The following is a 22,552-nucleotide window of genomic DNA, read 5'->3' as shown; positions in this document are numbered from 1 at the left end:
GGTGTTTGCCGGGGGCGGTGAACAGGGGCCGGCGAGCGGCCGTACGAGACTGCGTCACCGCTTCGCACGGAAGGGCCTTCGGGTTGTCTCAGCACACGAGCACGCGCCAGCCGACGGGTACGGCCGGGGAGAGCGAGACCGCGTCCGAGGACACCCCCGCGGCCGGCGCGCGCCCGACCCGCCGCCCCTTCCTCCGCCCCTTCCTCCGCTCCTTCCGCCGCCCTCGGGCCGCCTGGTCGGCGTGGGCCCGGCGCCGGCGGGAGCAGCACCCCGCGGCGGCCCGGGCCGTCTCCGTCACCGTCACCGTGCTCGCCGCCGCGCTCGTCGTCGCCGCGCTCGTGCTGCCGAACACCGTCGTGGGGCTCCGGCCGGCGAAGTTCGCCCGCATCCCGGGGGAAGCCGTGATCGGGGCCGCCGTGCTGCTCGCCCTGCCGCGCCGGCCCAGGGTGGTGCTGGCGGCGGTGTCCGGGGTGGCGCTCGGGGCCATGACCGTGCTGAACCTGCTCGACATGGGCTTCAACCAGTACCTCGGCCGCAGCTTCAACGTCGTCCTCGACTGGAGCCTGTTCGGCGACGCCGAGTCGTATCTGGAGGACTCCCTCGGCCGCACCGCCACCCTCGCCGCCGTGGCCGGCGTGATCGCCCTCGTCCTGCTCCTCTTCGTCCTGCTGGCGCTCTCCACGGTCCGGCTGGGCAACCTGCTCGCCCGGCACACCGGCACCGCGACCCGGGGCACGCTGATCGCCGGGGTCGTCTGGATCACCTGCTCCTCGCTCGGCCTGCAGATAGCCGGCGTGCCGATCGCGTCCGACCGCACGGCCACCGCGCTGAAGGTCCAGGCCCGCCGGGTCTCGGACACCCTCGCGGACGAGGCGGAGTTCCGGAAGGTGGCCCGGGTCGACGCGTTCGGGAACACCCCGGGCGGCCAGCTGGTCCCGGATCTGCGCGGCAAGGACGTGATCTTCACGTTCATCGAGAGCTACGGCCGCAGCGCGATCGAGGACCCGGTCATGGCGCCCGGCGTGGACCGGACGCTCGACGCCCGCACCAAGGCGCTGGCCGAGGCCGGTTTCCACGCCAAGAGCGGCTGGCTGACCTCCGCGACCTACGGCGGCAGCAGCTGGCTCGGTCACTCCACCACCATGTCGGGCCTGTGGATCAGCAACCAGCAGCGCTACCGCACCGTCATGGCCAGCGACCACCTCAGCCTGACGGAGGCGTTCAAGAAGACCGGGGAGTTCGACACGGTCGGCGTCATGCCGGGCGTGCAGAAGGGGTGGCCGGAACAGAAGTGGTACGGCCTCGACAAGGTCTACAACGCCTTCGAACTCGGCTACCGGGGGCCGAAGTTCAGCTGGTCGACCATGCCCGACCAGTACGCCCTGCAGCAGTACCAGGAGCGGGTGCACAGCAAGCGGCCGGCCGACGGCAGGTCGCGGATGTCGCTGCTCATCCTGACCTCCAGCCACCAGCCCTGGGCTCCGATCCCGAAGATGGTCGGCTGGGACGAACTGGGCGACGGCTCGGTCTTCGGGGACATCCAGGCGGCGGGCGCCGAGCCGGCCGACGTCATCGCCGACACGAGCAGGTCCCGCCAGGAGTACGGCAAGTCGATCCAGTACTCGGTGACCGCGCTCACCCAGTGGCTGGAGCGCTACGGCGACGACGACACCGTCCTGGTGTTCCTCGGCGACCACCAGCCCATCGCCCGGGTCAGCGGCAACCACGCCAGCCGTGACGTGCCGGTCTCGATCGTCGCCAAGGACGCCGGGGTCCTGGACAAGGTCGCCGGCTGGGGCTGGACCGACGGCCTGCGTCCCGCGCACAACGCCCCGGTGTGGAAAATGAGTTCCTTCCGGGACCGCTTCCTGACGGCGTTCGGCTCGACTCCGCACCCCAGGACGGGGTGATCAGCCACCCGACGTGTCGAGTTCCGCCTCGTCGCCCACGCCCGCGCAGTCGTACGGGTCCGTCAGCCAACCGTCCGGCAGCACGACCCGGTTGTTGCCGGACGTACGGCCCCGGGGCCCGTCCGCGCCGGCCGGCCACGCCTGGTCGAGGTCCAGCTCGTCGAGGCCGGCCCGCAGTTCCTCCAGCGAGGAGGTGACGGCCAGCCGCTTGCGCATCTCGGAGCCGACCGCGAAGCCCTTCAGGTACCAGGCGACGTGCTTGCGGAAGTCGACGACCCCCTTCGACTCGTCACCGATCCACTCACCGAGCAGGCGGGCGTGGCGGACCATGACGTCGGCCACCTCCCGCAGGGACGGACGGGTCACGTCCTGGGGGCGCCCCTCGAACGCCGCCACCAGATCCGCGAACAGCCACGGCCGCCCCAGGCAGCCGCGGCCCACGACCACGCCGTCGCAGCCCGTCTCCCGCACCATCCGCAGCGCGTCCTGCGCCGACCAGATGTCGCCGTTGCCGAGCACCGGGATCTCCGGGACGTGCTCCTTCAGGCGCGCGATGGCGTCCCAGTCGGCGGTGCCGCCGTAGTGCTGGGCGGCCGTGCGGCCGTGCAGCGCGATCGCGGTGACCCCCTCCTCCACGGCGATACGGCCGGCGTCGAGGTAGGTGATGTGGTCGTCGTCGATGCCCTTGCGCATCTTCATGGTCACCGGCAGGTCACCCGCGCCGGCGACCGCCTCGCGCAGGATCGCCCGCAGCAGGTTCCGCTTGTACGGGAGGGCGGAGCCGCCGCCCTTCCGCGTGACCTTCGGGACGGGGCAGCCGAAGTTCAGGTCGATATGGTCGGCGAGGTCCTCCTCCGCGATCATGCGGACGGCCTTGCCGACGGTCGCCGGGTCGACCCCGTACAGCTGGATCGAGCGCGGCCGCTCGCTCGCGTCGAACCTGATCAGCTGCATGGTCTTCTCGTTGCGCTCGACCAGCGCCCGAGTCGTGATCATCTCGCTGACGAACAGTCCCTTGCCGCCGCTGAACTCCCGGCACAGGGTGCGGAAGGGCGCGTTCGTGATCCCCGCCATGGGTGCGAGCACGACGGGCGGCACCACGGCGTGCGGGCCGATGGAGAGCGGGTGGGTCATCGCGGGGCTCCGGGACGGATGTACGACACAGGGCAAGCACCCATTGTCCCTCACCCCGCGGGTCGCTCGTCCGCCGGTTCCGCCGGTACGGAAGACGATGTATCGCTCATTAGTTAGGCGCACTATCGAAAACGTCGTACGATGGGCGGCATGCACGACTTGAGCCACCGTCGACGCCTGCTCGTGCTCGCGATCTGTTGCATGAGTCTGCTGATCGTGAGCCTCGACAACACCGTGCTGAACGTGGCGCTGCCCTCGCTGCAGCGCGACCTGCACGCCGACACCTCCGGCCTGCAGTGGACCATCGACGCCTACACGCTCGTCCTGGCCTCCCTGCTGATGCTCGCGGGTTCGACAGCCGACCGCATCGGCCGCAAGAAGGTCTTCATGGCGGGACTGGTGGTCTTCTCCATCGGCTCCCTGCTCTGCTCCCTGGCGCCCAGCCTGGAACTGCTCATCGTGTTCCGGATGGTCCAGGCCGTGGGCGGCTCGATGCTCAACCCGGTCGCGATGTCGATCATCACCAACACCTTCACGGACTCCCGGGAGCGCGCCCGCGCGATCGGCGTGTGGGGTGCGGTGGTCGGCATCTCCATGGCGGCCGGGCCACTGGTCGGCGGGCTGCTCGTGCAGTCGGTGAGCTGGCGCTCGATCTTCTGGGTCAACCTCCCGGTCGGCCTCGCGGCCCTCCTCCTCACCCTCCGCTTCGTCCCCGAGTCCCGCGCACCCGAGGGCCGCCGTCCCGACCCGGCCGGCCAGCTGCTGGTGATCGCCCTGTTCGGCTCGCTGACCTACGCGATCATCGAGGCGCCGGACGCGGGCCCGGGCACGACGGCCCCCTTCGCCGCGATCGCCCTGGCGGCGCTGCTGGCCCTCCTGTGGTACGAGCCCCGCCGCGCCGAACCCCTCATCGACCTGCACTTCTTCCGGTCCGCGCCGTTCAGCGGGGCGACCGTGATCGCGGTGAGCGCCTTCGCCGCGCTGGGCGGTTTCCTCTTCCTGTCCACCCTGTATCTGCAGAACGTGCGCGGCCTGGACGCCCTGCACGCGGGCCTGTGGATGCTGCCGATGGCCGTCCCGACGTTCCTGTGCGCGCCGCTGTCCGGCCGTCTGGTCGGCAGCCGGGGCCCGCGGCTGCCGCTCCTCGTCGCGGGTACGGCGATGACGGTGAGCGGCGTGCTGTTCGCGGTCTTCGAGGCGGAGACGTCGAACGTCACCCTCTTCATCGGATACGTCCTCTTCGGCATCGGCTTCGGGTTCGTGAACGCGCCGATCACCAACACGGCGGTGTCGGGCATGCCGCGCGCCCAGGCCGGGGTCGCCGCCGCCGTCGCCTCCACCAGCAGGCAGCTGGGCCAGACCCTCGGCGTCGCGGTGGTCGGCGCCGTCCTGGCCTCCGGCATCGGCTCGTCCTCGTACCGGCACATGTTCGTCCCGGCGGCCCGCCCCGGCTGGTGGATCCTCACCGCCTGCGGCCTGGCCGTCCTCGTCCTCGGCCTTCTCACCACCGGTCGCTGGGCCCGCCACACCGCCGAACGGACGGCCCAGCGGCTCGAGTCGGTCGAGGCACGCCAGGTGGTGCGGGCCTCCGGCCACGCCTGACCGGTCGGGTGCAGCCGGCCGGGGTCGTGCTGACCGGTCCGCTCAGCCTGTGCCTGCCCCGCGAGGTCGGCTGAACCGAGGCCACGGCTCGGCCGACTCGGCATGCCTGTCACCCTGCCGGCGTCCGTCACTTCTGGCGGGTCACGGACTGAAGAGACACCGTCACCTGGCGTGAGCCACGGCGACGATCTGGTCCAGACCTCTTGACGAAAGGTCTGGACCACGAGCACTGTCATAGCGCCGATCTGTCATGCCTACGACACCTCACCGCACCCCCACCGGGAGGCCCGCATGCTCCGACGCACCCTGCGCCTGCTCACCGCCGCCGTCACCACGGCCGTGCTCGCCCCGCTCGCCATCGCCGCCGCGCCCACCGCGTCCGCCGCCGACACGTGCGCGGTGAAGTCGCGGCCGGCCGGCAAGGTGCTCCAGGGCTACTGGGAGAACTGGGACGGCGCCGCCAACGGCGTCCATCCCCCCTTCGGCTGGACCCCGATCACCGACTCCCGCATCCCCGCGCACGGCTACAACGTGATCAACGCCGCCTTCCCGGTGATCCGTTCGGACGGCACGGCGCTGTGGGAGGACGGCATGGACTCCGGCGTGAAGGTGGCCACGCCCGCCGAGATGTGCCAGGCCAAGGCCTCCGGGCAGACGATCCTGCTCTCCATCGGCGGCGCGGCGGCCGGCATCGACCTGTCGTCCTCGGCCGTGGCCGACCGCTTCGTGGCGACCATCGTGCCGATCCTGAAGAAGTACAACTTCGACGGCATCGACATCGACATCGAGACGGGCCTGGTGGGCAGCGGAAACATCACCCAGCTCTCCACCTCCCAGGCCAACCTCGTCCGCATCATCGACGGCATCCTCGCCCAGATGCCGCCGAACTTCGGCCTGACGATGGCCCCGGAGACCGCGTACGTCACCGGCGGCAGCGTCACCTACGGCTCGATCTGGGGCGCGTACCTGCCGATCGTCAAGAAGTACGCGGACAACGGCCGCCTGTGGTGGCTGAACATGCAGTACTACAACGGCAGCATGTACGGCTGCTCCGGCGACTCCTACGCGGCCGGCACGGTGCAGGGCTTCACCGCCCAGACCGACTGCCTGAACAAGGGCCTGGTGGTGCAGGGCACCACGATCAAGGTGCCCTACGACAAGCAGGTCCCGGGCCTGCCCGCCCAGCCGGGCGCGGGCGGCGGCTACATGTCCCCCTCGCTGGTCTCCCAGGCCTGGAAGCACTACGGCACCTCGCTCAAGGGCCTGATGACCTGGTCGATCAACTGGGACGGCTCGAAGAACTGGACGTTCGGCGACAACGTCAAGGCGCTGCAGGGGCGTTGAGCGAGGGCGGACACGCGAACGCCGGACGGGCTGAGCACATCAGCCCGTCCGGCGTTCGGCGTTGCGACTAGGCGCCCAGAAGACGCTGCGCCAGGTACCCCTCGATCTGGTCGAGCGACACCCGCTCCTGCTTCATCGAGTCACGCTCGCGCACGGTGACGGCGTTGTCCTCGAGCGTGTCGAAGTCGACGGTCACGCAGTACGGCGTACCGATCTCGTCCTGGCGGCGGTACCGGCGGCCGATCGCGCCGGCGTCGTCGAACTCGATGTTCCAGTTCTGCCGGAGCGCCTGGGCGAGACCCTTGGCCTTCGGGGACAGCTCGGGGTTCCGCGACAGGGGCAGCACGGCGACCTTCACCGGGGCCAGACGGTGGTCCAGCCGCAGCACGGTCCGCTTCTCCATCTTGCCCTTGGCGTTCGGCGCCTCGTCCTCGACGTAGGCGTCGAGCAGGAAGGCCAGCATGGTGCGGCCGACACCGGCCGCGGGCTCGATGACGTACGGCGTCCAGCGCTCGCCGGCCTCCTGGTCGAAGTAGGAGAGGTCCTGGCCGGAGGCCTTGGAGTGCGCGGAGAGGTCGTAGTCGGTGCGGTTGGCGACGCCCTCGAGCTCGCCCCACTCGCTGCCGCCGAACTGGAAGCGGTACTCGATGTCGGCGGTGCGCTTGGAGTAGTGGGAGAGCTTCTCCTTCGGGTGCTCGTACCAGCGCATGTTCTCCTCACGCAGGCCCAGGCCGGTGTACCAGTTCCAGCGCTGCTCCATCCAGTACTCCTGCCACTTCTCGTCCTCGCCCGGCTTGACGAAGAACTCCATCTCCATCTGCTCGAACTCGCGGGTGCGGAAGATGAAGTTGCCGGGCGTGATCTCGTTGCGGAAGGACTTGCCCATCTGCGCGATGCCGAACGGCGGCTTGCGGCGCGAGGTGGTCTGCACCTGGGCGAAGTTGGTGAAGATGCCCTGGGCCGTCTCGGGGCGCAGGTAGGCGACGGAGCCGGAGTCCTGGGTCGGGCCGAGGTGCGTGGAGAGCAGACCCGAGAACTGCTTGGGCTCGGTGAACTGGCCCTTGTTGCCGCAGTTCGGGCAGTTGATGTCCGCGAGGCCGTTCGCCGGGGCGTGGCCCTTCTTCTCCTCGTACGCCTCCTCGAGGTGGTCGGCGCGGAACCGCTTGTGGCACGCGGTGCACTCGGTCAGCGGGTCCGTGAAGGTGGCGACGTGGCCGGAGGCCACCCAGACCTCGGGGGCCAGGATGACGGACGAGTCGATACCGACCACGTCCTCGCGCGACGTCACCATGTAGCGCCACCACTGGCGCTTGATGTTCTCCTTGAGCTCGACACCCAGCGGTCCGTAGTCCCAGGCGGCACGCTGACCGCCGTAGATCTCACTGCAGGGGAAAACGAAGCCACGGCGCTTGCTCAGGCTGACGATGGTGTCGATCTTGTCGGCGGCCACGGTGCTCTCTTCATTACGACGACGGGCGTTGAAGCGAGATGCTTCCAGCGAATGATTCAGGTTACCGGCGCAGGCTCCCCCACGGCCAAATCGGCCCCTGCCCAGAGCCTCTCACCGAGGGTTCTCACCGAGGGTTGTTGACAACGGTTTCCATATTTGATGAAAATGACTGTCATGAACGTACGACGACGCCTCATACCCGCCGCCGCGGCCACCGCGGTCACCGCCCTCGGGATCGGCACGCTCTCCGCCTGCTCCGGCGACAGCGCGGCGGCCGACACCGGCAAGTTCGACGTCGTCGCGTCGTTCTACCCGATGGCCTTCCTCGCCGAGCGGATCGGCGGCAGCCACGTCCACGTCACCACTCTCACCTCCCCCGGCCAGGAACCGCACGACCTGGAACTGAGCCCCCAGCAGATCGCCGGACTCCAGGAGTCCGACGCGGTGCTGTACCTGAAGGACCTGCAGCCCTCCGTCGACGACGCGGTGGCCCAGTCCCCGGTCAGGACCAAGATCGACGCGGCCTCCCTGACCACGCTGGAGAAGCACGGCAACGAGGTCGGCGGCCACGCGGCCGAGCACGACACGCACGAGGCCGACGAGTCCGGCGGCAAGGACCCGCACATCTGGCTCGACCCGGTGCGCTACGCCCAGGTCGCCGAGGGCGTCGGCAAGGCCTTCGCCAAGGCCGACCCGGACCACGCGGCCGACTATCGCAAGAACACCGCGGATCTGGTCGGGAAGCTGCACGACCTGGACAAGCAGTTCAAGGCCGGGCTCGCCGGCAGCAGGAACAAGGTCTTCATCACCACGCACGCCGCCTTCGGCTACCTCGCCGAGCGCTACGGCCTCACCGAGGAGGCCATCAACGGCCTCGACCCCGAGTCGGAGCCCAGCGCCGCGCGGGTGAAGGACCTGGAGAAGACGGCCGAGGCCGACGGGGTGACCACCGTCTTCTACGAGACGCTCGTCAGTGACAAGACCGCGAAGACCATCGCCGGCGACGCGGGCCTGAAGACCGACGTCCTCGACCCGATCGAGGGCATCACCGGCAGGTCCCGCGGCAAGGACTACTTCGCCGTCCAGGAGGCCAACCTCAAGGCGCTCCAGAAGGCGCTGGGCGCCCAGTGACCGGCAGGGAGGGCAGGACCATGGACGAGCCCGTCATAGCCCTGCGCGGGGTGACCGCCGAACTCGGCGCGCGTCCCGTGCTGCGCGGCATCGACCTCACGGTCGGCCGCGGCGAGGTCGTCGCGCTGCTCGGCGCCAACGGCTCCGGCAAGTCGACGGCCGTACGCAGCATCATCGGCCAGGTGCCCGTCAGCTCCGGCACCATCGAGCTGTTCGGCACTCCGCGCCGGTCGTTCCGCGACTGGGCGCGCGTGGGCTACGTACCGCAGCGCACCACGGCCGCCGGCGGCGTCCCGGCGACGGTGACCGAGATCGTCTCCTCCGGCCGCCTGGCCCGCACCCGCTTCGGCGTCTTCCGCAGGAGGGACCGCGAGGCCGTGCACCGCGCCCTGGAGCTGGTCGGCATGGCGGACCGCGCCAAGGACGCGGCGAGCGCCCTCTCCGGCGGCCAGCACCAGCGGGTGCTGATCGCCCGCGCGCTGGTCGCCGAGCCCGAACTGCTGATCATGGACGAGCCGATGGCGGGCGTCGACCTGGCCAGCCAGGAGGTGCTCGCGCGGACCCTGAGGCAGCAGGTGGAAGCCGGTACCACCGTCCTCCTCGTGCTGCACGAACTGGGCCCGCTGGAGCCCTTGATCGACCGGGCGGTCGTCCTGCGCGACGGCTGCGTCCTGCACGACGGCCCGCCGCCCCGCGCGGTCGGCCAGCACGCACTGCCCGGCCACGACCACGTACACCCGCACGCACCGGCGGGCACCGAACCGATCCGCACGGGACTGCTGAGCTGATGGACTTCCTGAACTACGCCTTCATGCAGCGGGCACTGCTCGCGGCCGTGCTGGTCGGCATCACCGCGCCCGCGGTGGGCATCTACCTGGTCATGCGCCGCCAGGCCCTGATGGGCGACGGCATCGGGCACGTGGCCATGACGGGCGTCGGCCTCGGCTTCCTGCTGTCAACGTCCCCGGTATGGATGGCGACCGCCGTCTCCGTGCTCGGCGCGGTGCTGATGGAACTGATCCGCTGGTACGGCAGGACGCGCGGCGACATCGCCCTGGCCATGCTCTTCTACGGCGGCATGGCCGGCGGTGTGATGCTGATCAACCTGGCGCCGGGCGGCTCCAACGCCAACCTGACGTCGTACCTGTTCGGCTCCCTGTCGACCGTGTCGCAGTCCGACGTGACCGCGATCTGCGTGCTCGCCGCCTTGGTCCTGCTGGTCACGCTGGGCCTGCGCCGCCAGTTGTTCGCGGTCAGCCAGGACGAGGAGTTCGCGCGGGTCACGGGCCTGCCGGTGCGCGCGCTGAACCTGCTGACGGCGGTCACCGCCGCGGTGACGGTGACCGTCGCGATGCGCGTGGTCGGCCTGCTGCTGGTGTCCGCGCTGATGGTGGTGCCGGTGGCGGCCGCGCAGCAGCTGACCCGGAGCTTCACGGCGACGTTCGTGATCGCCGTCGCGATCGGCGTGGCCGTGACCGTCAGCGGCACGGTCACCTCGTACTACCAGGACGTCCCGCCCGGGGCGACGATCGTCCTGCTGACCATCGCCGCGTTCGTCGCGCTGACGGCCCTGGCCACCCCGCTGGCCCGCCGACGCGCCCGCGCGGCGGCAATGACACAGCCCGCCGGGGACCCGGCGGAGTGCTCGATTCCGGCCACGCGGGCAGCCGCGGACGAGGTCGGCGTCTGACCGCGCCGAGCCCGGGCTGGCACAATGGCCCGGGCAGACGCCAGACATGAGGAGGCAACCGGTGACGACCGCTGGACCGCCCGTGAAGGGCCGCGCGACCCGACAGCGTGCAGCCGTGGCGGCGGCCCTGGACGAGGTCGACGAGTTCCGCAGCGCGCAGGAACTGCACGACATGCTCAAGCACAAGGGTGACTCGGTCGGGCTCACCACCGTCTACCGCACCCTGCAGTCCCTCGCCGACGCCGGCGAGGTCGACGTCCTGCGCACCTCCGAGGGCGAGTCCGTCTACCGCCGCTGCTCGAGCGGCGAACACCACCACCACCTGGTCTGCCGCGCCTGCGGGAAGGCGGTGGAGGTCGAGGGCCCGGCCGTGGAGAAGTGGGCGGAGGCGATCGCCGCGGAGCACGGGTACGTGAACGTGGCCCACACGGTGGAGATCTTCGGCACGTGCGCGGACTGCGCCGCGGGGTGCGCCGCGGGCTGAGCCGTCGCCCCTCGGGAGCTGTCGTGCCGTCGGCTCGTAGCCGGAGCTGCGGGCAGTAGTGCCGCGCTGGAGCGGCACGGGTGGGCGCAGCGGCACCCTGCGAGTGCCGGTACGCGACCCACCCCGCCCCAGCCCTCACTCACACCTCAGCTGCGCCCGAAGCAGCGCTCCAGCTCGTCCAGGTCGTAGAAGGCGCTGCCCCGGGCGACGGGACGGCAACCGGCCTTGAAGGCGGTCTCCTTCTCGTTGTAGAGCATGCGGACCAGGTAGCGGTCGCCCTTCTCGAAGACGTCCCACTGGATGTTCGCGCCCAGCGGGGAGACGGACGCGCCGCGCCACGGGTTGTCGGCGTACGTGTACGGCTCACCCGGCGTCGCAGGCCGGGTGCTGCCCGGCAGGCCCATCAGCGCGGCCAGCGGGATGATCTCCTCGGCGTGGGTGAAGCGCAGCTCGGCACCGAGGTCGCTGGTGCCGGCCCGCTTGGCCTCGACCTGCTCGAAGAGGTCGTCGAGGAGGACGCCCGCCATCTTGTAGGTGATGTCGCTGTCGGCGAACCCGGGCCCCTTCTCGTAGAAGTCCTCGGCGTCGCCGAGGTAGCCGAACCAGGCCGCGTCGGTACGGGAGACGTAACGCTCCATGCCCCAGCCCGCACCGTCCGGGCTCTCCTCGCTCATCGCGGGGGCGATCGCGTACAGGTTGTAGACGGCCTCGGCCGCACCGACCTGGTCGGGGATCTGCTCGAGGAAGGGGTCCTCGAAGATGGTGCGCAGGACGCTGCGGGCCGCCTGCCGCGTCCTGGGCTGGTCGGTGATGCCGTGCAGGGTGTCCTTGAGGCGCTGGTCGTTGTCGATGTAGTCGCGGTAGGCCGCGCCGCCCGCCGCCTTGTGGAAGTACAGCAGGTCCTTGTCGGTGCGGGTCGGCCCGATCAGCGGCTCGAGCGCCGGGTCGGCGTCGGCGAGGGCGCCCGCGAACACAGTGCCGCTGTCCACGGCCCGCCCCTGCCCGGAGCTGACGACGTCGATCTTCTCGCCCTTGTCGGCGATCTTCCCGAACAGCGACGGCAGCCGCCGCTCCAGGCGCACGGCCGTGTCCGCCAGCTCCCGCTTGCCGCGCCCGCTGAGGTTGCCGTAGCCGACCTTCGCCATGGCGGCCTGCAGGGCGCGCACCTTCGGCCCGAACTCCTCACCCCTGTCGGTGAGTCGCCCCTCGGCTTCGGCCTTGTCCCACAGCGCGAGGATCAGATCGCCGTCCTCGCTGTCGCCGGCCGCGCGGGAGCCGTGCCGGGAGACGTTCTCGGTGAAGACGGGAACGAAACCGGCGGGGGCCTGCTGGTAACCGTGCGGGTTCTGCCGAGGCGCGTACGGCGCCTTCGTGCCGTAGCTGTCGCGGTGCGCGGGTCCGTCGGCCGCGTGCGCGGGCAACGCGGTGAGCAGCAGGGCGCCGAGGGCGAGGACAGGGGTAAGACGTCTCATGAGTCCCGCATCCTCGGCGGCCCGCATGAACCACCGGTGACGCCGAGGTGACCGGCTCAGGTGTCCGACCTGCCCTCCATGGCCAGGAGTTCCTCGTTCGGGACGGCACCGCCGAAGCGGCGGTCGCGGGAGGCGAACTCGACGCAGGCCCGCCACAGGTCACGCCGGTCGAAGTCGGGCCACAGCACGTCCTGGAAGACCATCTCGGCGTACGCGCTCTGCCAGAGCAGGTAGTTGGAGGTGCGCTGCTCGCCGCTCGGACGCAGGAACAGGTCGACGTCCGGCATGTCCGGGTAGTACAGGTACTTCGCGAGGGTCTTCTCGTTGACCTTGGACGGGTCGAGACGGCCCGCCTTCACGTCCTCGGCGAGGGCCTGCGCGGCGTCCGCGATCTCGGCCCGGCCGCCGTAGTTCATGCAGAAGTACAGCGTGAGCAGGTCGTTGTCCTTGGTCTGCTCCTGGGCGACCTGCAGCTCCTTGGCGACCGACTTCCACAGCTTGGGCATGCGGCCCACCCAGCGCACCCGGATGCCGAGTTCGTCGAGCTGGTCGCGGGTCTTGCGGATGAAGTCGCGGTTGAAGTTCATCAGGAAGCGGACCTCGTCGGGCGAACGCTTCCAGTTCTCGGTGGAGAAGGCGTACAGCGAGATGTTGCGCACACCGATCTCGACGGCGCCCTGGAGGACGTCGAGCACCCGCTCGGCACCCACCTTGTGCCCCTCGGTCCGGGGCAGTCCGCGCTCCTTCGCCCAGCGGCCGTTGCCGTCCATGACGATCGCGACGTGCTCCGGGACCAGCTCGCCGGGGAGCTTCGGCGCGCGGGCGCCCGACGGGTGCGGCTCCGGCGCCTTGTACTCGCGCCGCTGGCGCCCGAGGATCCCGCGTACCACCATGTGCTTCTCGTCTCCCTCTGCGATCTGGGGGTTTCGCTACGACTTCTCGACGTACCGGAGCGAGCGCAGTCCGCGCTCCAGATGCCAGTGCAGGTAGGCGGACACCAGCCCGCTGCCCTCCCGGACGTACCGCGGCTCGCACGCGTCCGCCGTCTCCCAGTCTCCCGTAAGCAGCGCCCCGAGCAGTACCAGGGTCTGCGGAGACGGTACGACACTGCCGGGCACCCGGCAGTCGACGCAGACGGAGCCGCCGGAGGCGACCGAGAAGAAGCGGTTCGGGCCGGGCATGCCGCACTTCGCGCAGTCGCCGAAGCTGGGCGCGTAGCCGTTGACCGCGAGGGAGCGCAGGAGGAAGGCGTCGAGCACGAGGTGCGGCGCGTGCTCACCTCGGGCGAGCGTCCGCAGCGCCCCCACCAGCAGCAGATACTGCTGCACGGCCGGCTCGCCCTCGTGGTCGGTGAACCGCTCGGCGGTCTCCAGCATGGCCGTGCCGGCGGTGTAGCGGGCGTAGTCGGTGACGATCCCGCCGCCGTAGGGAGCGATGGTCTCGCTCTGCGTGCACAGCGGCAGCCCGCGGCCGACCAGCTCGCTCCCCCGCGCGAAGAACTGCACGTCCACGTGGGAGAAGGGCTCCAGCCGCGCCCCGAACTTCGACTTGGTCCGCCGCACCCCCCGGGCCACGGCCCGCACCCGCCCGTGACCGCGCGTGAGCAGCGTGATGATCCGGTCCGCCTCACCCAGCTTCTGGGTGCGCAGCACGATGCCGTCGTCGCGGAACAGAGTCATGACCCCATTCTCGCCCATGCCGGGACCACCCACGGCGGCCCCGGCACGGCCGGGCGGGCACGATCGGCGGATCCGTTCCGCCCCCTCGCCCCGCGCCCGGCAGGTCTCCCGGACCCCCCTGGAACGAACCCGCCCGTCACCGGGCACGCGACCTGGCGGCGCCGAGGCGGTGCCGGGCTGCTCGGCCGCGTCGCGGCCCGGACACCGCTGCCGCTGTCACCATGCTGGGGAGGAGGACCAGCCGACCCGCGCACGCCAGGAGCCCCCGATGACCTTCCCCGCCCCGCTGACCGGTGTCGTCCCGCCCGTGTGCACGCCCCTGACACCGGAGCGCGAGGTGGACGTGCGCTCGCTGCTGCGGTTGGTCGACCATCTGGTGGAGGCCGGGGTGCACGGGCTGTTCCTGCTCGGCTCGACCTCGGAGGCGGCCTTCCTGACGGACCGCCGGCGCAAGCAGGTCGTGGAGACCGTGACGGCACACGTGGGCGGTCAACTGCCCGTCCTGGCCGGCGCCATCGACATGACCACACCGCGCGTACTCGACCACGTCGCGGCGGTCGCCGCGGCGGGCGCGCAGGCCGTCGTCGTGACCGCCCCCTTCTACGCCCGCACCCACCCCGCGGAGATCGTCCACCACTACCGCCGGACCGCGGCCGCCAGCCCGGTCCCGGTCATCGCCTACGACATCCCGGTGGCCGTGCACAGCAAGCTCCCCGCCGACCTGGTGCTGGGACTGGCCGGGGACGGTGTCCTGGCCGGGATCAAGGACTCCAGCGGCGACCTGGCGGCCTTCCGGGAGGTCGTCACGGGCGCCCGTGCGCACCCCGGCTTCAGCGTCCTGACCGGCTCCGAGCTGATCACCGACTCCGCCCTGGCGCTGGGCGCCGACGGGGCCGTACCCGGCCTGGCCAACGTCGACCCGCACGGGTACGTCCGCCTCTACCGCCAGTGCCGAGCGGGCGACTGGAAGGGCGCACGGGCCGAACAGGAGCGGCTGTGCGCCCTGTTCGGCATCACCGGCGTCGGCGACCCGGCCCGCATGGGCGGCAGCTCCTCGGCCCTGGGCGCGTTCAAGGCGGCACTGCACCTGCGGGGCGTCATCGACTGCCCGATCACGGCCGAGCCGCAGGTCCCGTTGTCCGGCGAGGAGGTCGAGCAGGTCGCCAAGCACCTGGCGGCGGCCGGGCTGCTCTAGGTGTATCGCCCCGAGAGGCTGGGGACCCGCCCGATCAGCCGTGCCGTGGGCCCCGGCGAGAGCAGCGCCTCGCCGGCGGCGACCGTGCGGACCCCTCCGGAACGGTTGCCTGGATACGGCTTCCGGGCCACCGCCGCGAGCAGACGCGCTCGTCGGGCTCGGGGGCGAGTGCGCGGGCAGTGCCGCGGGCGTCCCCAGGGCGCCGTCACTCCCCGGGGAGTATCAGGCGGGCGGGTCCGGGGAGGACGCGGTCAGGACGGCGTCCGCGCGGCGGCCAGCAGTCTGGTCACGTCGTCGGCCCGGATGGTCAGGGCCGCGCCGATGGTGGTGAGGGCGTCGCGTTCGGCGGGCGTGTAGGGGCCGTCGGCGAGGGCGATGCGGGCGGCCTGGAGCAGGAGGGACTCGCGGCCGGCCGGGGCCAGGTGCGGGGCGAGCGGGTCCAGGGCCTCGTGCAGCTCTATGGTCAGGCTCGCGCCGCACGGCTGCTCGAAGACCCGGCCGGTGTCGGCGGCCAGGGCCTCCACCAGGGCGGCCAGCTGGTCCTCGGTGCACTCGTCGAAGCCGGCCCCGCGGACCGCGCCGGCGGCGGTCTCCAGGGCCGTGCGGGAACAGGTGCCGCCCGCGGCGAGCACGGCGAGGGCGACGGTGTGCACGGCGTCGCGGAGCATCGCCGAGAAACGGCGGGTGGTGGGGTGGTCGAGGGCGTCGGTGCCGAAGTGGTGGCGGCAGGACGCGCACTCCACGACCGGTCCGGTCACCCCGCGCGGCAGCAGGGGCACGCCGAGCAGGGTGAGGCGGCGGCGCCCGGTGAGCCGCTGGTAGTTGCGGTCGCCTCCGCAGCCGGGGCAGAAGAACTCGCCGTCTCCCACGGGTGTCCATGCGGTGCGGGTGCCCAGGATGCGCGCAGCCCTGGCGGCACGGCCGTCTCGTCCCCGTACTGGCAGCACGTCGCACCTCCGTAACCACGCGGCAACATCGCCGCGCTGGCGTGATGTTAGCCACATCCTGGACGCTGAGTCAGTACCCCGTACGAGACCTTTCTGTTATGTCCGAGGCGCGATGGCCGATACACGACGGGGCCCTGACCGTCGTGGAGAACGGTCAGGGCCTCGAAATCGCCGGTCAGAGGCGTCAGCGGGCGGCGCGGTTCACCGCGGAGACGACCGCCTTCAGCGATGCACGCGTCGTGTTCGCGTCGATGCCGATCCCCCAGAGAACCTTGCCGTCGATCGCGCATTCGATGTAAGAGGCGGCCTGCGCGGAGGCGCCCTCGCTCATCGTGTGCTCCTGGTAGTCCAGCAGGCGTACGTCGATGCCGATGGACTGCAGGGCGTCGAAGAAGGCCGAGATCGGACCGTTGCCGGAGCCGGACAGGACCCGGTCCTCGCCGTCGACCGTGGCCTCGACGGTGAGCATGTCCACGCCGTCGGTGTCGGTGGTCGACTGGCCGGTCCTGACCTGGATGCGGCCCCAGGGGTTGTCGGGGTTCGGCAGGTACTCGTCCTGGAAGACCGCCCAGATCTCCTTCGGCGTGATCTCGCCGCCCTCGGCGTCGGTCTTCGCCTGGATGAGCTTCGAGAACTCGATCTGCATGCGGCGCGGCAGGTCCAGCTTGTGGTCGTTCTTCAGGACGTAGGAGATACCGCCCTTGCCGGACTGCGAGTTGACGCGGATGACGGCCTCGTAGGAGCGGCCGACGTCCTTGGGGTCGATCGGCAGGTACGGCACCGCCCACTCGATGTCGTCCACCGTGACGCCCTTGGCCTTCGCCTCGGCCTCCATGGCGTCGAAGCCCTTCTTGATGGCGTCCTGGTGGGAGCCGGAGAAGGACGTGTAGACCAGGTCGCCCACGTACGGGTGGCGTGGGTGGACCTCCATCTGGTTGCAGTACTCCCACGTACGACGGATCTCGTCGATGTCGGAGAAGTCGATCTGCGGGTCGACGCCCTGGGAGAACAGGTTCATCCCCAGGGTGACCAGGTCGACGTTGCCGGTGCGCTCGCCCTGTCCGAACAGGCAGCCCTCGACGCGGTCGGCGCCGGCCATCAGGGCCAGCTCGGCGGCGGCCACGGCGGTGCCGCGGTCGTTGTGCGGGTGGACGGACAGGCAGACGTACTCGCGGCGGGAGAGGTTGCGGTGCATCCACTCGAAGCGGTCCGCGTGCGTGGACGGAGTCGAACGCTCAACGGTGGCGGGCAGGTTGAGGATGATCTCGCGGCCCGGGCCCGGCTGGTAGACGTCCATCACCGCCTCGCAGACCTCCAGCGCGAAGTCCAGCTCGGTGTCGGTGAAGATCTCCGGGCTGTACTGGTATCCGAACTCGGTCTCGGGGCCCAGCAGCTTCTCGGCGTACTCCATCACCAGGCGGGTGCCGTCGACGGCGATCTGCTTGATGTCGTCCTTGGAGCCGCGGAAGACGACCCGGCGGAAGACCGGGGCGGTGGCGTTGTACAGGTGGACGGTGGCGCGGCGGGCGCCCTTGAGGGATTCCACGGTGCGCTCGATCAGGTCCTCGCGGGCCTGGGTCAGGACGGAGATCGTCACGTCCTCGGGGATCGCGCCCTCTTCCTCGATGATCGAGCGTACGAAGTCGAAGTCGGTCTGGCCGGAGGCGGGGAACCCGACCTCGATCTCCTTGTAGCCCATCTTGACCAGCTGGTCGAACATCCGGCGCTTGCGCTCGGGCGACATCGGGTCGATCAGGGCCTGGTTGCCGTCGCGCAGGTCGGTGGAGAGCCAGCGGGGAGCGGTGGTGATGCGCTTCTCGGGCCAGGTGCGGTCCGGGATGTCGACCTGTTCGTAACGGCCGTACTTGTGGATCGGCAGGGAACTGGGCTGCTGGCGGTTCGCCATGATTGCGTGGGCTCCTCAGGAGGTCCGGATGGACGGCCGACGACGCAATGCCAAAGCTCCGCGGGGAGGGAGTCGGCCTTTGACTACAGGCCCTCGCCGCGGCAGCTAAGGAGAAGCAGCCCGAAACGCATGATGCTCCGCAGCCTAGCCGAGCCGCGCCGGGTGCGCGGGCCTGTATCAGTATGCGGAATCGAGGGCGCAAATGGGGCAAAAAGTGCGCTACGCCACTTCCCCCTACGCGGCCATACCATCGAGTGACACAGAGCGACGGCGAATGTCCGCGTATTTCACCAATCATGGTTGCTACTAGTGACACGGATGTCACTCAGTGCAATGGTGCCGACATGACGACCAACGGGGGCTCTGTGCCCGTCTTCTGCACGATCGTGCCGCCGCACGTCCTCGACAAGCTCGCCCGCGCCGAGGATCCCGCGCTGTCCGGACCGGCCCGCCGGTCCCTGGAGCACGACGCCTTTCAGCGCACCAAGCGCCGCCTGACCACGGTGATCGGCGCGCCCGCCGTCGCCCCGCCCGCCGGTGCCGCCGCCGACCAGCCCCACCGCACCATCTACGACGCCGGGCACACCCAGGACCTGCCCGGCACCGAGGTGCGCACGGAGGGCTCCGAGCCCGGCTCCGACGCCACCGTCAACCGCGCCTACGCGGGCCTCGGCGCCACCTTCGAGCTGTATCTGAAGGCGTACGGCCGGCACTCCATCGACGACAACGGCCTCCCGCTGGACGCCACCGTGCACTTCGGCGAGGGCTACGACAACGCCTTCTGGAACGGTGAGCAGATGGTGTTCGGCGACGGTGACAACGAGATCTTCCTCGACTTCACCATCCCCGTCGACGTCATCGGTCACGAGCTGACCCACGGCGTCACCCAGCACACCGCCAACCTCGCCTACTTCGGCCAGTCCGGCGCGCTCAACGAGTCGGTCTCCGACGTCTTCGGCTCACTGATCAAGCAGTACACGCTCCGCCAGACCGCCGCCGAGGCCGACTGGCTGATCGGCGCGGGCCTCCTCGCCCCGCGCGTCACCGGCACCGCCCTGCGTTCGATGAAGGCCCCGGGCACGGCGTACGACGACGACGTCCTCGGCAAGGACCCGCAGCCGGCCCGGATGGAGGACTACGTCCACACCGGGCGCGACAACGGCGGTGTGCACATCAACTCCGGCATCCCGAACCACGCCTTCTACCTGGCCGCCACGGCCCTCGGCGGCCACTCCTGGGAGAAGGCCGGCCAGATCTGGTACGACGTGCTGACCGGCGGCGAACTGAAGGAGGACGCCCTGTTCGCCGACTTCGCCACGCTGACCGTGAAGGCGGCGCGTGAGCGGTACGGCGCGGGCGACGAACTCCAGGCCGTGCAGAAGGCGTGGGAACAGGTCGGGGTGCGGACGCTGTAGTTCCGTACTACACAGTGACCCATGCGTATTCGAGTACGGCGCACGGGCGGTTTCGCGGGCATCGAGCGCCGGGCCGAGGTGGACACCTCGGGCCGGCCCGACGCCCATGAGTTGCGGGCCCTGGCCGAACGCGTCCTCGCGTCCGGCCGGGGCACGCCCCCTGCGGGGGTCCCGGACGGCTTCCGCTACGAGATCACCGTCGACGGCCGCACGGTCCACACCGCCGACCCCCGACTCACCGAGGACGAACGTCAGTTGGTGTCCCGGGTGCTGAAGGAGGGCGCCTAGGGCCTGTCTGACCATTCGCGTCGTTGCCCGAAGGGCGGCCGCGCGGCGTCAGGTGCGTGCTCTCGCCGTGCCGGCCCCAGGCCCTCGTACTGGACGTACTCGGGTCTGGGGGCGGTGCGGCGAGAGTGCGTGCATGGCGTCGCGCGGCAGGCGGGAATGGTCAGACAGGCCCTAGCGGGCCCGCCGCGGCGCCTCGGCGCCGTAGCCGCCGCCCCGGCGGTCGCGCTCGCCGATGGTGGTGCCCGTGCCGGGGCGTTGACGTGCGTTACCCGGGGTAAGGATGATCCGGCCATGGCGACTGACGCAGGCGATCCGATGCCCCGTTTCCCGGACGGCTTCCTGTGGGGGGTCTCGACCTCGGCCCATCAGATCGAAGGGGCCGCCGACAAGCGCGAGCGCTCCGTGTGGGACGTGTTCACGGCCGAGCCGGGGCGGGTGAAGGACGGTTCGACGGCGGCGGTCGCCTGCGACCACTACCACCGCTACCCGCAGGACGTGGCCCTCCTCGCCGGCCTAGGCGTGGGCGCGTACCGCTTCTCGGTCTCCTGGCCCCGGGTGAACTCCCCCGGCGGCCTGGACTTCTACGACCGCCTCGTGGACGAGCTGTGCGCGGCGGGCGTACGGCCCGTGCCGACCCTCTTCCACTGGGACCTGCCCGCCTCGCTGGACTGGCTCCACCGGGACACGGCGGACCGGTTCGCCGCGTACGTGTCGGTCGTCGCCGAGCGCCTCGGCGACCGGGTCAGGAAGTGGATCACCCTCAACGAGCCCGCCGAGCACACCCTTCTCGGGCACGCGCTCGGCGCCCACGCCCCCGGCCGGCGGCTGCTCTTCGACGCCCTCCCGGTCGCCCACCACCAGCTCCTCGCCCACGGGCTCGCGGTACGGGCCCTGCGCGCGGCCGGGGCGGCGGACATCGGCATCGCCAACTCCCACGGCCCGACCTGGCCCGCCTCCGCCGAGCCGGCCGACGTGGAGGCGGCGGGTCTCTACGACCTCCTGCTCAACCGCCTGTTCGCCGAGCCGGTCATCCTGGGGCGGTATCCCGACGGCATGGGCGAGTTGATGCCCGGGGACGTGGAGTCCGACCTCGAGGTCATCGCCGAGCCGGTCGACTGGTACGGCGTCAACTACTACGCGCCGACCAGGGTCGGGGCCCCCGGGGGCGGCGACACCGAGTACGGCGGTCTGCCGCTGCCCGCCGAACTCCCCTTCTCGGTACGCGAGATCGAGGGCCGGCCGAAGACCGACTTCGGCTGGCCGGTCGTCCCGGAGGGTCTCACCGAGCTGCTGTGCGGCTTCCGCGAACGCTACGGCGACCGGCTCCCGCCGATCGTCGTCACCGAGAACGGCTGCTCCTACGAGGGCGTCGACGACCAGGACCGCATCGCCTACCTGGACGCCCATCTGCGCGCCCTGCACGCGGCGCTGGAGGCCGGGGTGGACGTGCGCGGCTACTTCGTGTGGTCCCTGATGGACAACTTCGAGTGGGCGGAGGGCTACGCACGCCGCTTCGGCCTGGTCCACATCGACTACGCCACCCAAAAGCGCACCCCGAAGGCGTCCTACCACTGGTTCCGGGACGTGCTGAGGGCACAGACGGCTGCTTCCCGACCCACCGAGCAACCCCACCCACCCGCCTGACCGGCAAAGCCCCCGACAGCCGCTTCCCAGCCACCGAGCACCCCACCCACCCGACCAGCGGACCCCCCGGCAGCCGCTTCCCAACCACCGAGCACCCCACCCACCCGACCGAGCGGAACCCCCCGACAGTTGCTTCCTAGCCCACCGAGTCGGGTGGGTGGGTGGGTGGGCCGGAAGGGGGCTAGAAGCCGAGCTTGCGGAGTTGCTTGGGGTCTCGCTGCCAGTCCTTCGCCACCTTCACATGGAGGTCCAGGAAGACCGGCGTGCCGAGCAGCGCCTCGATGTGCTTGCGGGACTTGATGCCGACTTCTTTCAGGCGCTTGCCCTTGGGGCCGATGATGATGCCCTTCTGGCTGGGACGCTCGATGTAGACGTTGGCGTGGATGTCCAGGAGGGGACGGTCGGCGGGGCGGTCCTCGCGCGGGAGCATCTCCTCCACGACCACCGCGATGGAGTGCGGCAGCTCGTCGCGCACGCCCTCCAGCGCCGCCTCACGGATCAGCTCGGCCACCATCACCTGCTCGGGCTCGTCGGTGAGGTCACCCTCGGGGTAGAGAGCGGGGCCCTCCGGCAACAGGGGGATCAGGAGGTCGGCGAGCAGGCCCACCTGCTTGGACCCCACCGCCGACACCGGCACGATCTCCGCCCACTCGATCCCCAGCTCCTTGCCCAACTGGTCGATCGCGATCAGCTGCTCGGCGAGGGCCTTCGGGTCGACGAGGTCGGTCTTGGTGACGATCGCGACCTTCGGCGTCTTCTTGATCCCGGCCAGTTCCTTCGCGATGAAGCGGTCACCGGGGCCGATCTTCTGGTCCGCGGGCAGGCAGAAGCCGATCACGTCGACCTCGGCCCAGGTGGTGCGGACCACGTCGTTCAGCCGCTCGCCGAGCAGCGTGCGCGGCTTGTGCAGCCCGGGAGTGTCCACCAGGATCAGCTGGGCGTCCGGACGGTGCACGATGCCCCGTACCGTGTGCCGGGTCGTCTGCGGCCGGTTGGACGTGATCGCCACCTTCTGCCCGACCAGAGCGTTCGTGAGGGTGGACTTGCCCGCGTTGGGGCGGCCCACGAAGCAGGCGAAGCCGGCGCGGTGGACGGACTCGGCCGGCTGCTCGGATGACTGGGTACGAACGCTCATGGCGACCATTCTCCCTGATCCACGAACCCGTGCTGTACCAGTCGCCACCACCGTCTGCCCGCGTGAGCTTTCGGAAACCCCCACGCAACGAAACGTCACGGAAACACACCCGTACGCGACCGGAAA

The 22,552-nt window shown here is 70.7% G+C and carries 19 protein-coding genes and 1 pseudogene; 11 read left to right on the top strand and 9 right to left on the bottom strand.

The genetic code is table 11. The features are described from left to right. Positions 1-83: 83 nt before the first annotated feature. Positions 84-1,910: a CDP-alcohol phosphatidyltransferase gene (locus tag ACGFRF_RS28935; protein WP_393744840.1), complete on the top strand. Its 1,827-nt coding sequence runs from the start codon at positions 84-86 to the stop codon at positions 1,908-1,910. Here ACGFRF_RS28935 and dusB read toward each other — a convergent pair whose 3' ends face one another. Then, complete coding sequence (gene dusB, locus ACGFRF_RS28930; RefSeq protein ID WP_393744838.1) at positions 1,911-3,044, bottom strand: tRNA dihydrouridine synthase DusB; 1,134 nt, start codon at positions 3,042-3,044, stop codon at positions 1,911-1,913. A gap of 150 nt (positions 3,045-3,194) precedes the next feature. Between dusB and ACGFRF_RS28925 the strand changes: the two genes are divergently transcribed. Further along, positions 3,195-4,646 (top strand): MFS transporter, encoded by a 1,452-nt coding sequence (locus tag ACGFRF_RS28925; RefSeq protein WP_393744836.1) that lies wholly within the window; start codon positions 3,195-3,197, stop codon positions 4,644-4,646. Between the two features lie 291 nt (positions 4,647-4,937). Continuing rightward, positions 4,938-5,990, top strand: coding sequence for a chitinase (locus tag ACGFRF_RS28920; RefSeq protein ID WP_393744834.1), 1,053 nt, complete (start codon positions 4,938-4,940; stop codon positions 5,988-5,990). A 67-nt stretch (positions 5,991-6,057) separates the two neighbouring features. On the opposite strand, the gene ACGFRF_RS28915 is transcribed toward ACGFRF_RS28920, so the two are convergent. Then, on the bottom strand, positions 6,058-7,440 hold the full coding sequence (locus ACGFRF_RS28915; RefSeq protein WP_393744832.1) for a glycine--tRNA ligase: 1,383 nt from the start codon (positions 7,438-7,440) through the stop codon (positions 6,058-6,060). A gap of 174 nt (positions 7,441-7,614) precedes the next feature. Between ACGFRF_RS28915 and ACGFRF_RS28910 the strand changes: the two genes are divergently transcribed. The 4 genes from ACGFRF_RS28910 (at position 7,615) to ACGFRF_RS28895 (ending at position 10,745) form a co-directional block, all read left to right on the top strand. After that, positions 7,615-8,571, top strand: a complete 957-nt coding sequence (locus ACGFRF_RS28910; protein ID WP_393744830.1) for a metal ABC transporter substrate-binding protein — start codon at positions 7,615-7,617, stop codon at positions 8,569-8,571. A gap of 20 nt (positions 8,572-8,591) precedes the next feature. Further along, positions 8,592-9,359: a metal ABC transporter ATP-binding protein gene (locus ACGFRF_RS28905; protein ID WP_393744828.1), complete on the top strand. Its 768-nt coding sequence runs from the start codon at positions 8,592-8,594 to the stop codon at positions 9,357-9,359. Continuing rightward, complete coding sequence (locus ACGFRF_RS28900; RefSeq protein WP_393744826.1) at positions 9,359-10,261, top strand: metal ABC transporter permease; 903 nt, start codon at positions 9,359-9,361, stop codon at positions 10,259-10,261. The genes ACGFRF_RS28905 and ACGFRF_RS28900 overlap by 1 nt, the downstream gene beginning before the upstream one ends. A 61-nt stretch (positions 10,262-10,322) precedes the next feature. Continuing rightward, positions 10,323-10,745: a Fur family transcriptional regulator gene (locus ACGFRF_RS28895; protein WP_393744824.1), complete on the top strand. Its 423-nt coding sequence runs from the start codon at positions 10,323-10,325 to the stop codon at positions 10,743-10,745. Between the two features lie 146 nt (positions 10,746-10,891). Here ACGFRF_RS28895 and ACGFRF_RS28890 read toward each other — a convergent pair whose 3' ends face one another. Genes ACGFRF_RS28890 through recO form a run of 3 tightly spaced genes read right to left on the bottom strand, consistent with a single transcriptional unit; the run spans position 10,892 to position 13,896 of the window. Next, positions 10,892-12,217 (bottom strand): histidine-type phosphatase, encoded by a 1,326-nt coding sequence (locus ACGFRF_RS28890; protein WP_393744822.1) that lies wholly within the window; start codon positions 12,215-12,217, stop codon positions 10,892-10,894. A 56-nt stretch (positions 12,218-12,273) separates the two neighbouring features. Continuing rightward, positions 12,274-13,110 carry an isoprenyl transferase gene (locus ACGFRF_RS28885; protein WP_393744820.1) on the bottom strand — a complete coding sequence of 279 codons (837 nt, stop codon included), beginning with the start codon at positions 13,108-13,110 and terminating at the stop codon, positions 12,274-12,276. 36 nt (positions 13,111-13,146) lie between these two features. Next, positions 13,147-13,896 (bottom strand): DNA repair protein RecO, encoded by a 750-nt coding sequence (recO, locus tag ACGFRF_RS28880; protein ID WP_393744818.1) that lies wholly within the window; start codon positions 13,894-13,896, stop codon positions 13,147-13,149. Positions 13,897-14,164: 268 nt separating this feature from the next. Between recO and ACGFRF_RS28875 the strand changes: the two genes are divergently transcribed. Next, positions 14,165-15,091 (top strand): dihydrodipicolinate synthase family protein, encoded by a 927-nt coding sequence (locus ACGFRF_RS28875; RefSeq protein ID WP_393744816.1) that lies wholly within the window; start codon positions 14,165-14,167, stop codon positions 15,089-15,091. A gap of 23 nt (positions 15,092-15,114) precedes the next feature. Here the strand turns inward: ACGFRF_RS28875 and ACGFRF_RS28870 are convergent. The 3 genes and pseudogenes from ACGFRF_RS28870 to leuA form a co-directional block, all read right to left on the bottom strand. Next, positions 15,115-15,183, bottom strand: a pseudogene (locus tag ACGFRF_RS28870) (DNA-binding response regulator); the annotation flags it as partial. Positions 15,184-15,342: 159 nt separating this feature from the next. Next, positions 15,343-16,038, bottom strand: a complete 696-nt coding sequence (locus tag ACGFRF_RS28865) for a TerB family tellurite resistance protein (protein ID WP_393744814.1) — start codon at positions 16,036-16,038, stop codon at positions 15,343-15,345. Between the two features lie 184 nt (positions 16,039-16,222). Continuing rightward, complete coding sequence (gene leuA, locus ACGFRF_RS28860; RefSeq protein ID WP_393744812.1) at positions 16,223-17,944, bottom strand: 2-isopropylmalate synthase; 1,722 nt, start codon at positions 17,942-17,944, stop codon at positions 16,223-16,225. A gap of 344 nt (positions 17,945-18,288) precedes the next feature. Here leuA and ACGFRF_RS28855 point away from each other — a divergent pair, with 344 nt between their 5' ends. From ACGFRF_RS28855 to ACGFRF_RS28845, 3 genes are all read left to right on the top strand, one after another. After that, complete coding sequence (locus ACGFRF_RS28855; RefSeq protein ID WP_393744810.1) at positions 18,289-19,359, top strand: M4 family metallopeptidase; 1,071 nt, start codon at positions 18,289-18,291, stop codon at positions 19,357-19,359. A 21-nt stretch (positions 19,360-19,380) separates the two neighbouring features. Further along, entirely contained in the window at positions 19,381-19,647 is a 267-nt protein-coding gene (locus ACGFRF_RS28850; RefSeq protein ID WP_393744808.1) for a protealysin inhibitor emfourin, read from the top strand. Positions 19,648-19,938: 291 nt separating this feature from the next. Continuing rightward, entirely contained in the window at positions 19,939-21,291 is a 1,353-nt protein-coding gene (locus ACGFRF_RS28845) for a GH1 family beta-glucosidase (protein ID WP_393744806.1), read from the top strand. Between the two features lie 181 nt (positions 21,292-21,472). On the opposite strand, the gene era is transcribed toward ACGFRF_RS28845, so the two are convergent. Continuing rightward, positions 21,473-22,426, bottom strand: a complete 954-nt coding sequence (era, locus tag ACGFRF_RS28840; RefSeq protein ID WP_393744804.1) for a GTPase Era — start codon at positions 22,424-22,426, stop codon at positions 21,473-21,475. Between the last annotated feature and the right edge of the window lie 126 nt (positions 22,427-22,552).

The organism is Streptomyces sp. NPDC048521, from assembly GCF_043199855.1.
Taxonomy (GTDB): Bacteria; Actinomycetota; Actinomycetes; order Streptomycetales; family Streptomycetaceae; genus Streptomyces.
The sequence above is the reverse complement of the archived record's forward strand: the minus strand, read 5'-3'. Positions and strand labels throughout refer to the sequence as shown.

Coding starts and splice junctions, on each gene's coding strand:
- leuA (WP_393744812.1), bottom strand. CDS start 17,944: ATGGCGAACCGCCAGCAGCCCAGTTCCCTGCCGATCCACAAGTACGGC.
- era (WP_393744804.1), bottom strand. CDS start 22,426: ATGAGCGTTCGTACCCAGTCATCCGAGCAGCCGGCCGAGTCCGTCCAC.
- ACGFRF_RS28855 (WP_393744810.1), top strand. CDS start 18,289: ATGACGACCAACGGGGGCTCTGTGCCCGTCTTCTGCACGATCGTGCCG.
- ACGFRF_RS28845 (WP_393744806.1), top strand. CDS start 19,939: ATGGCGACTGACGCAGGCGATCCGATGCCCCGTTTCCCGGACGGCTTC.
- dusB (WP_393744838.1), bottom strand. CDS start 3,044: ATGACCCACCCGCTCTCCATCGGCCCGCACGCCGTGGTGCCGCCCGTC.
- ACGFRF_RS28890 (WP_393744822.1), bottom strand. CDS start 12,217: ATGAGACGTCTTACCCCTGTCCTCGCCCTCGGCGCCCTGCTGCTCACC.
- ACGFRF_RS28905 (WP_393744828.1), top strand. CDS start 8,592: ATGGACGAGCCCGTCATAGCCCTGCGCGGGGTGACCGCCGAACTCGGC.
- ACGFRF_RS28920 (WP_393744834.1), top strand. CDS start 4,938: ATGCTCCGACGCACCCTGCGCCTGCTCACCGCCGCCGTCACCACGGCC.
- ACGFRF_RS28910 (WP_393744830.1), top strand. CDS start 7,615: ATGAACGTACGACGACGCCTCATACCCGCCGCCGCGGCCACCGCGGTC.
- ACGFRF_RS28900 (WP_393744826.1), top strand. CDS start 9,359: ATGGACTTCCTGAACTACGCCTTCATGCAGCGGGCACTGCTCGCGGCC.
- ACGFRF_RS28875 (WP_393744816.1), top strand. CDS start 14,165: ATGACCTTCCCCGCCCCGCTGACCGGTGTCGTCCCGCCCGTGTGCACG.
- ACGFRF_RS28885 (WP_393744820.1), bottom strand. CDS start 13,110: ATGGTGGTACGCGGGATCCTCGGGCGCCAGCGGCGCGAGTACAAGGCG.
- ACGFRF_RS28850 (WP_393744808.1), top strand. CDS start 19,381: ATGCGTATTCGAGTACGGCGCACGGGCGGTTTCGCGGGCATCGAGCGC.
- ACGFRF_RS28925 (WP_393744836.1), top strand. CDS start 3,195: ATGCACGACTTGAGCCACCGTCGACGCCTGCTCGTGCTCGCGATCTGT.
- recO (WP_393744818.1), bottom strand. CDS start 13,896: ATGACTCTGTTCCGCGACGACGGCATCGTGCTGCGCACCCAGAAGCTG.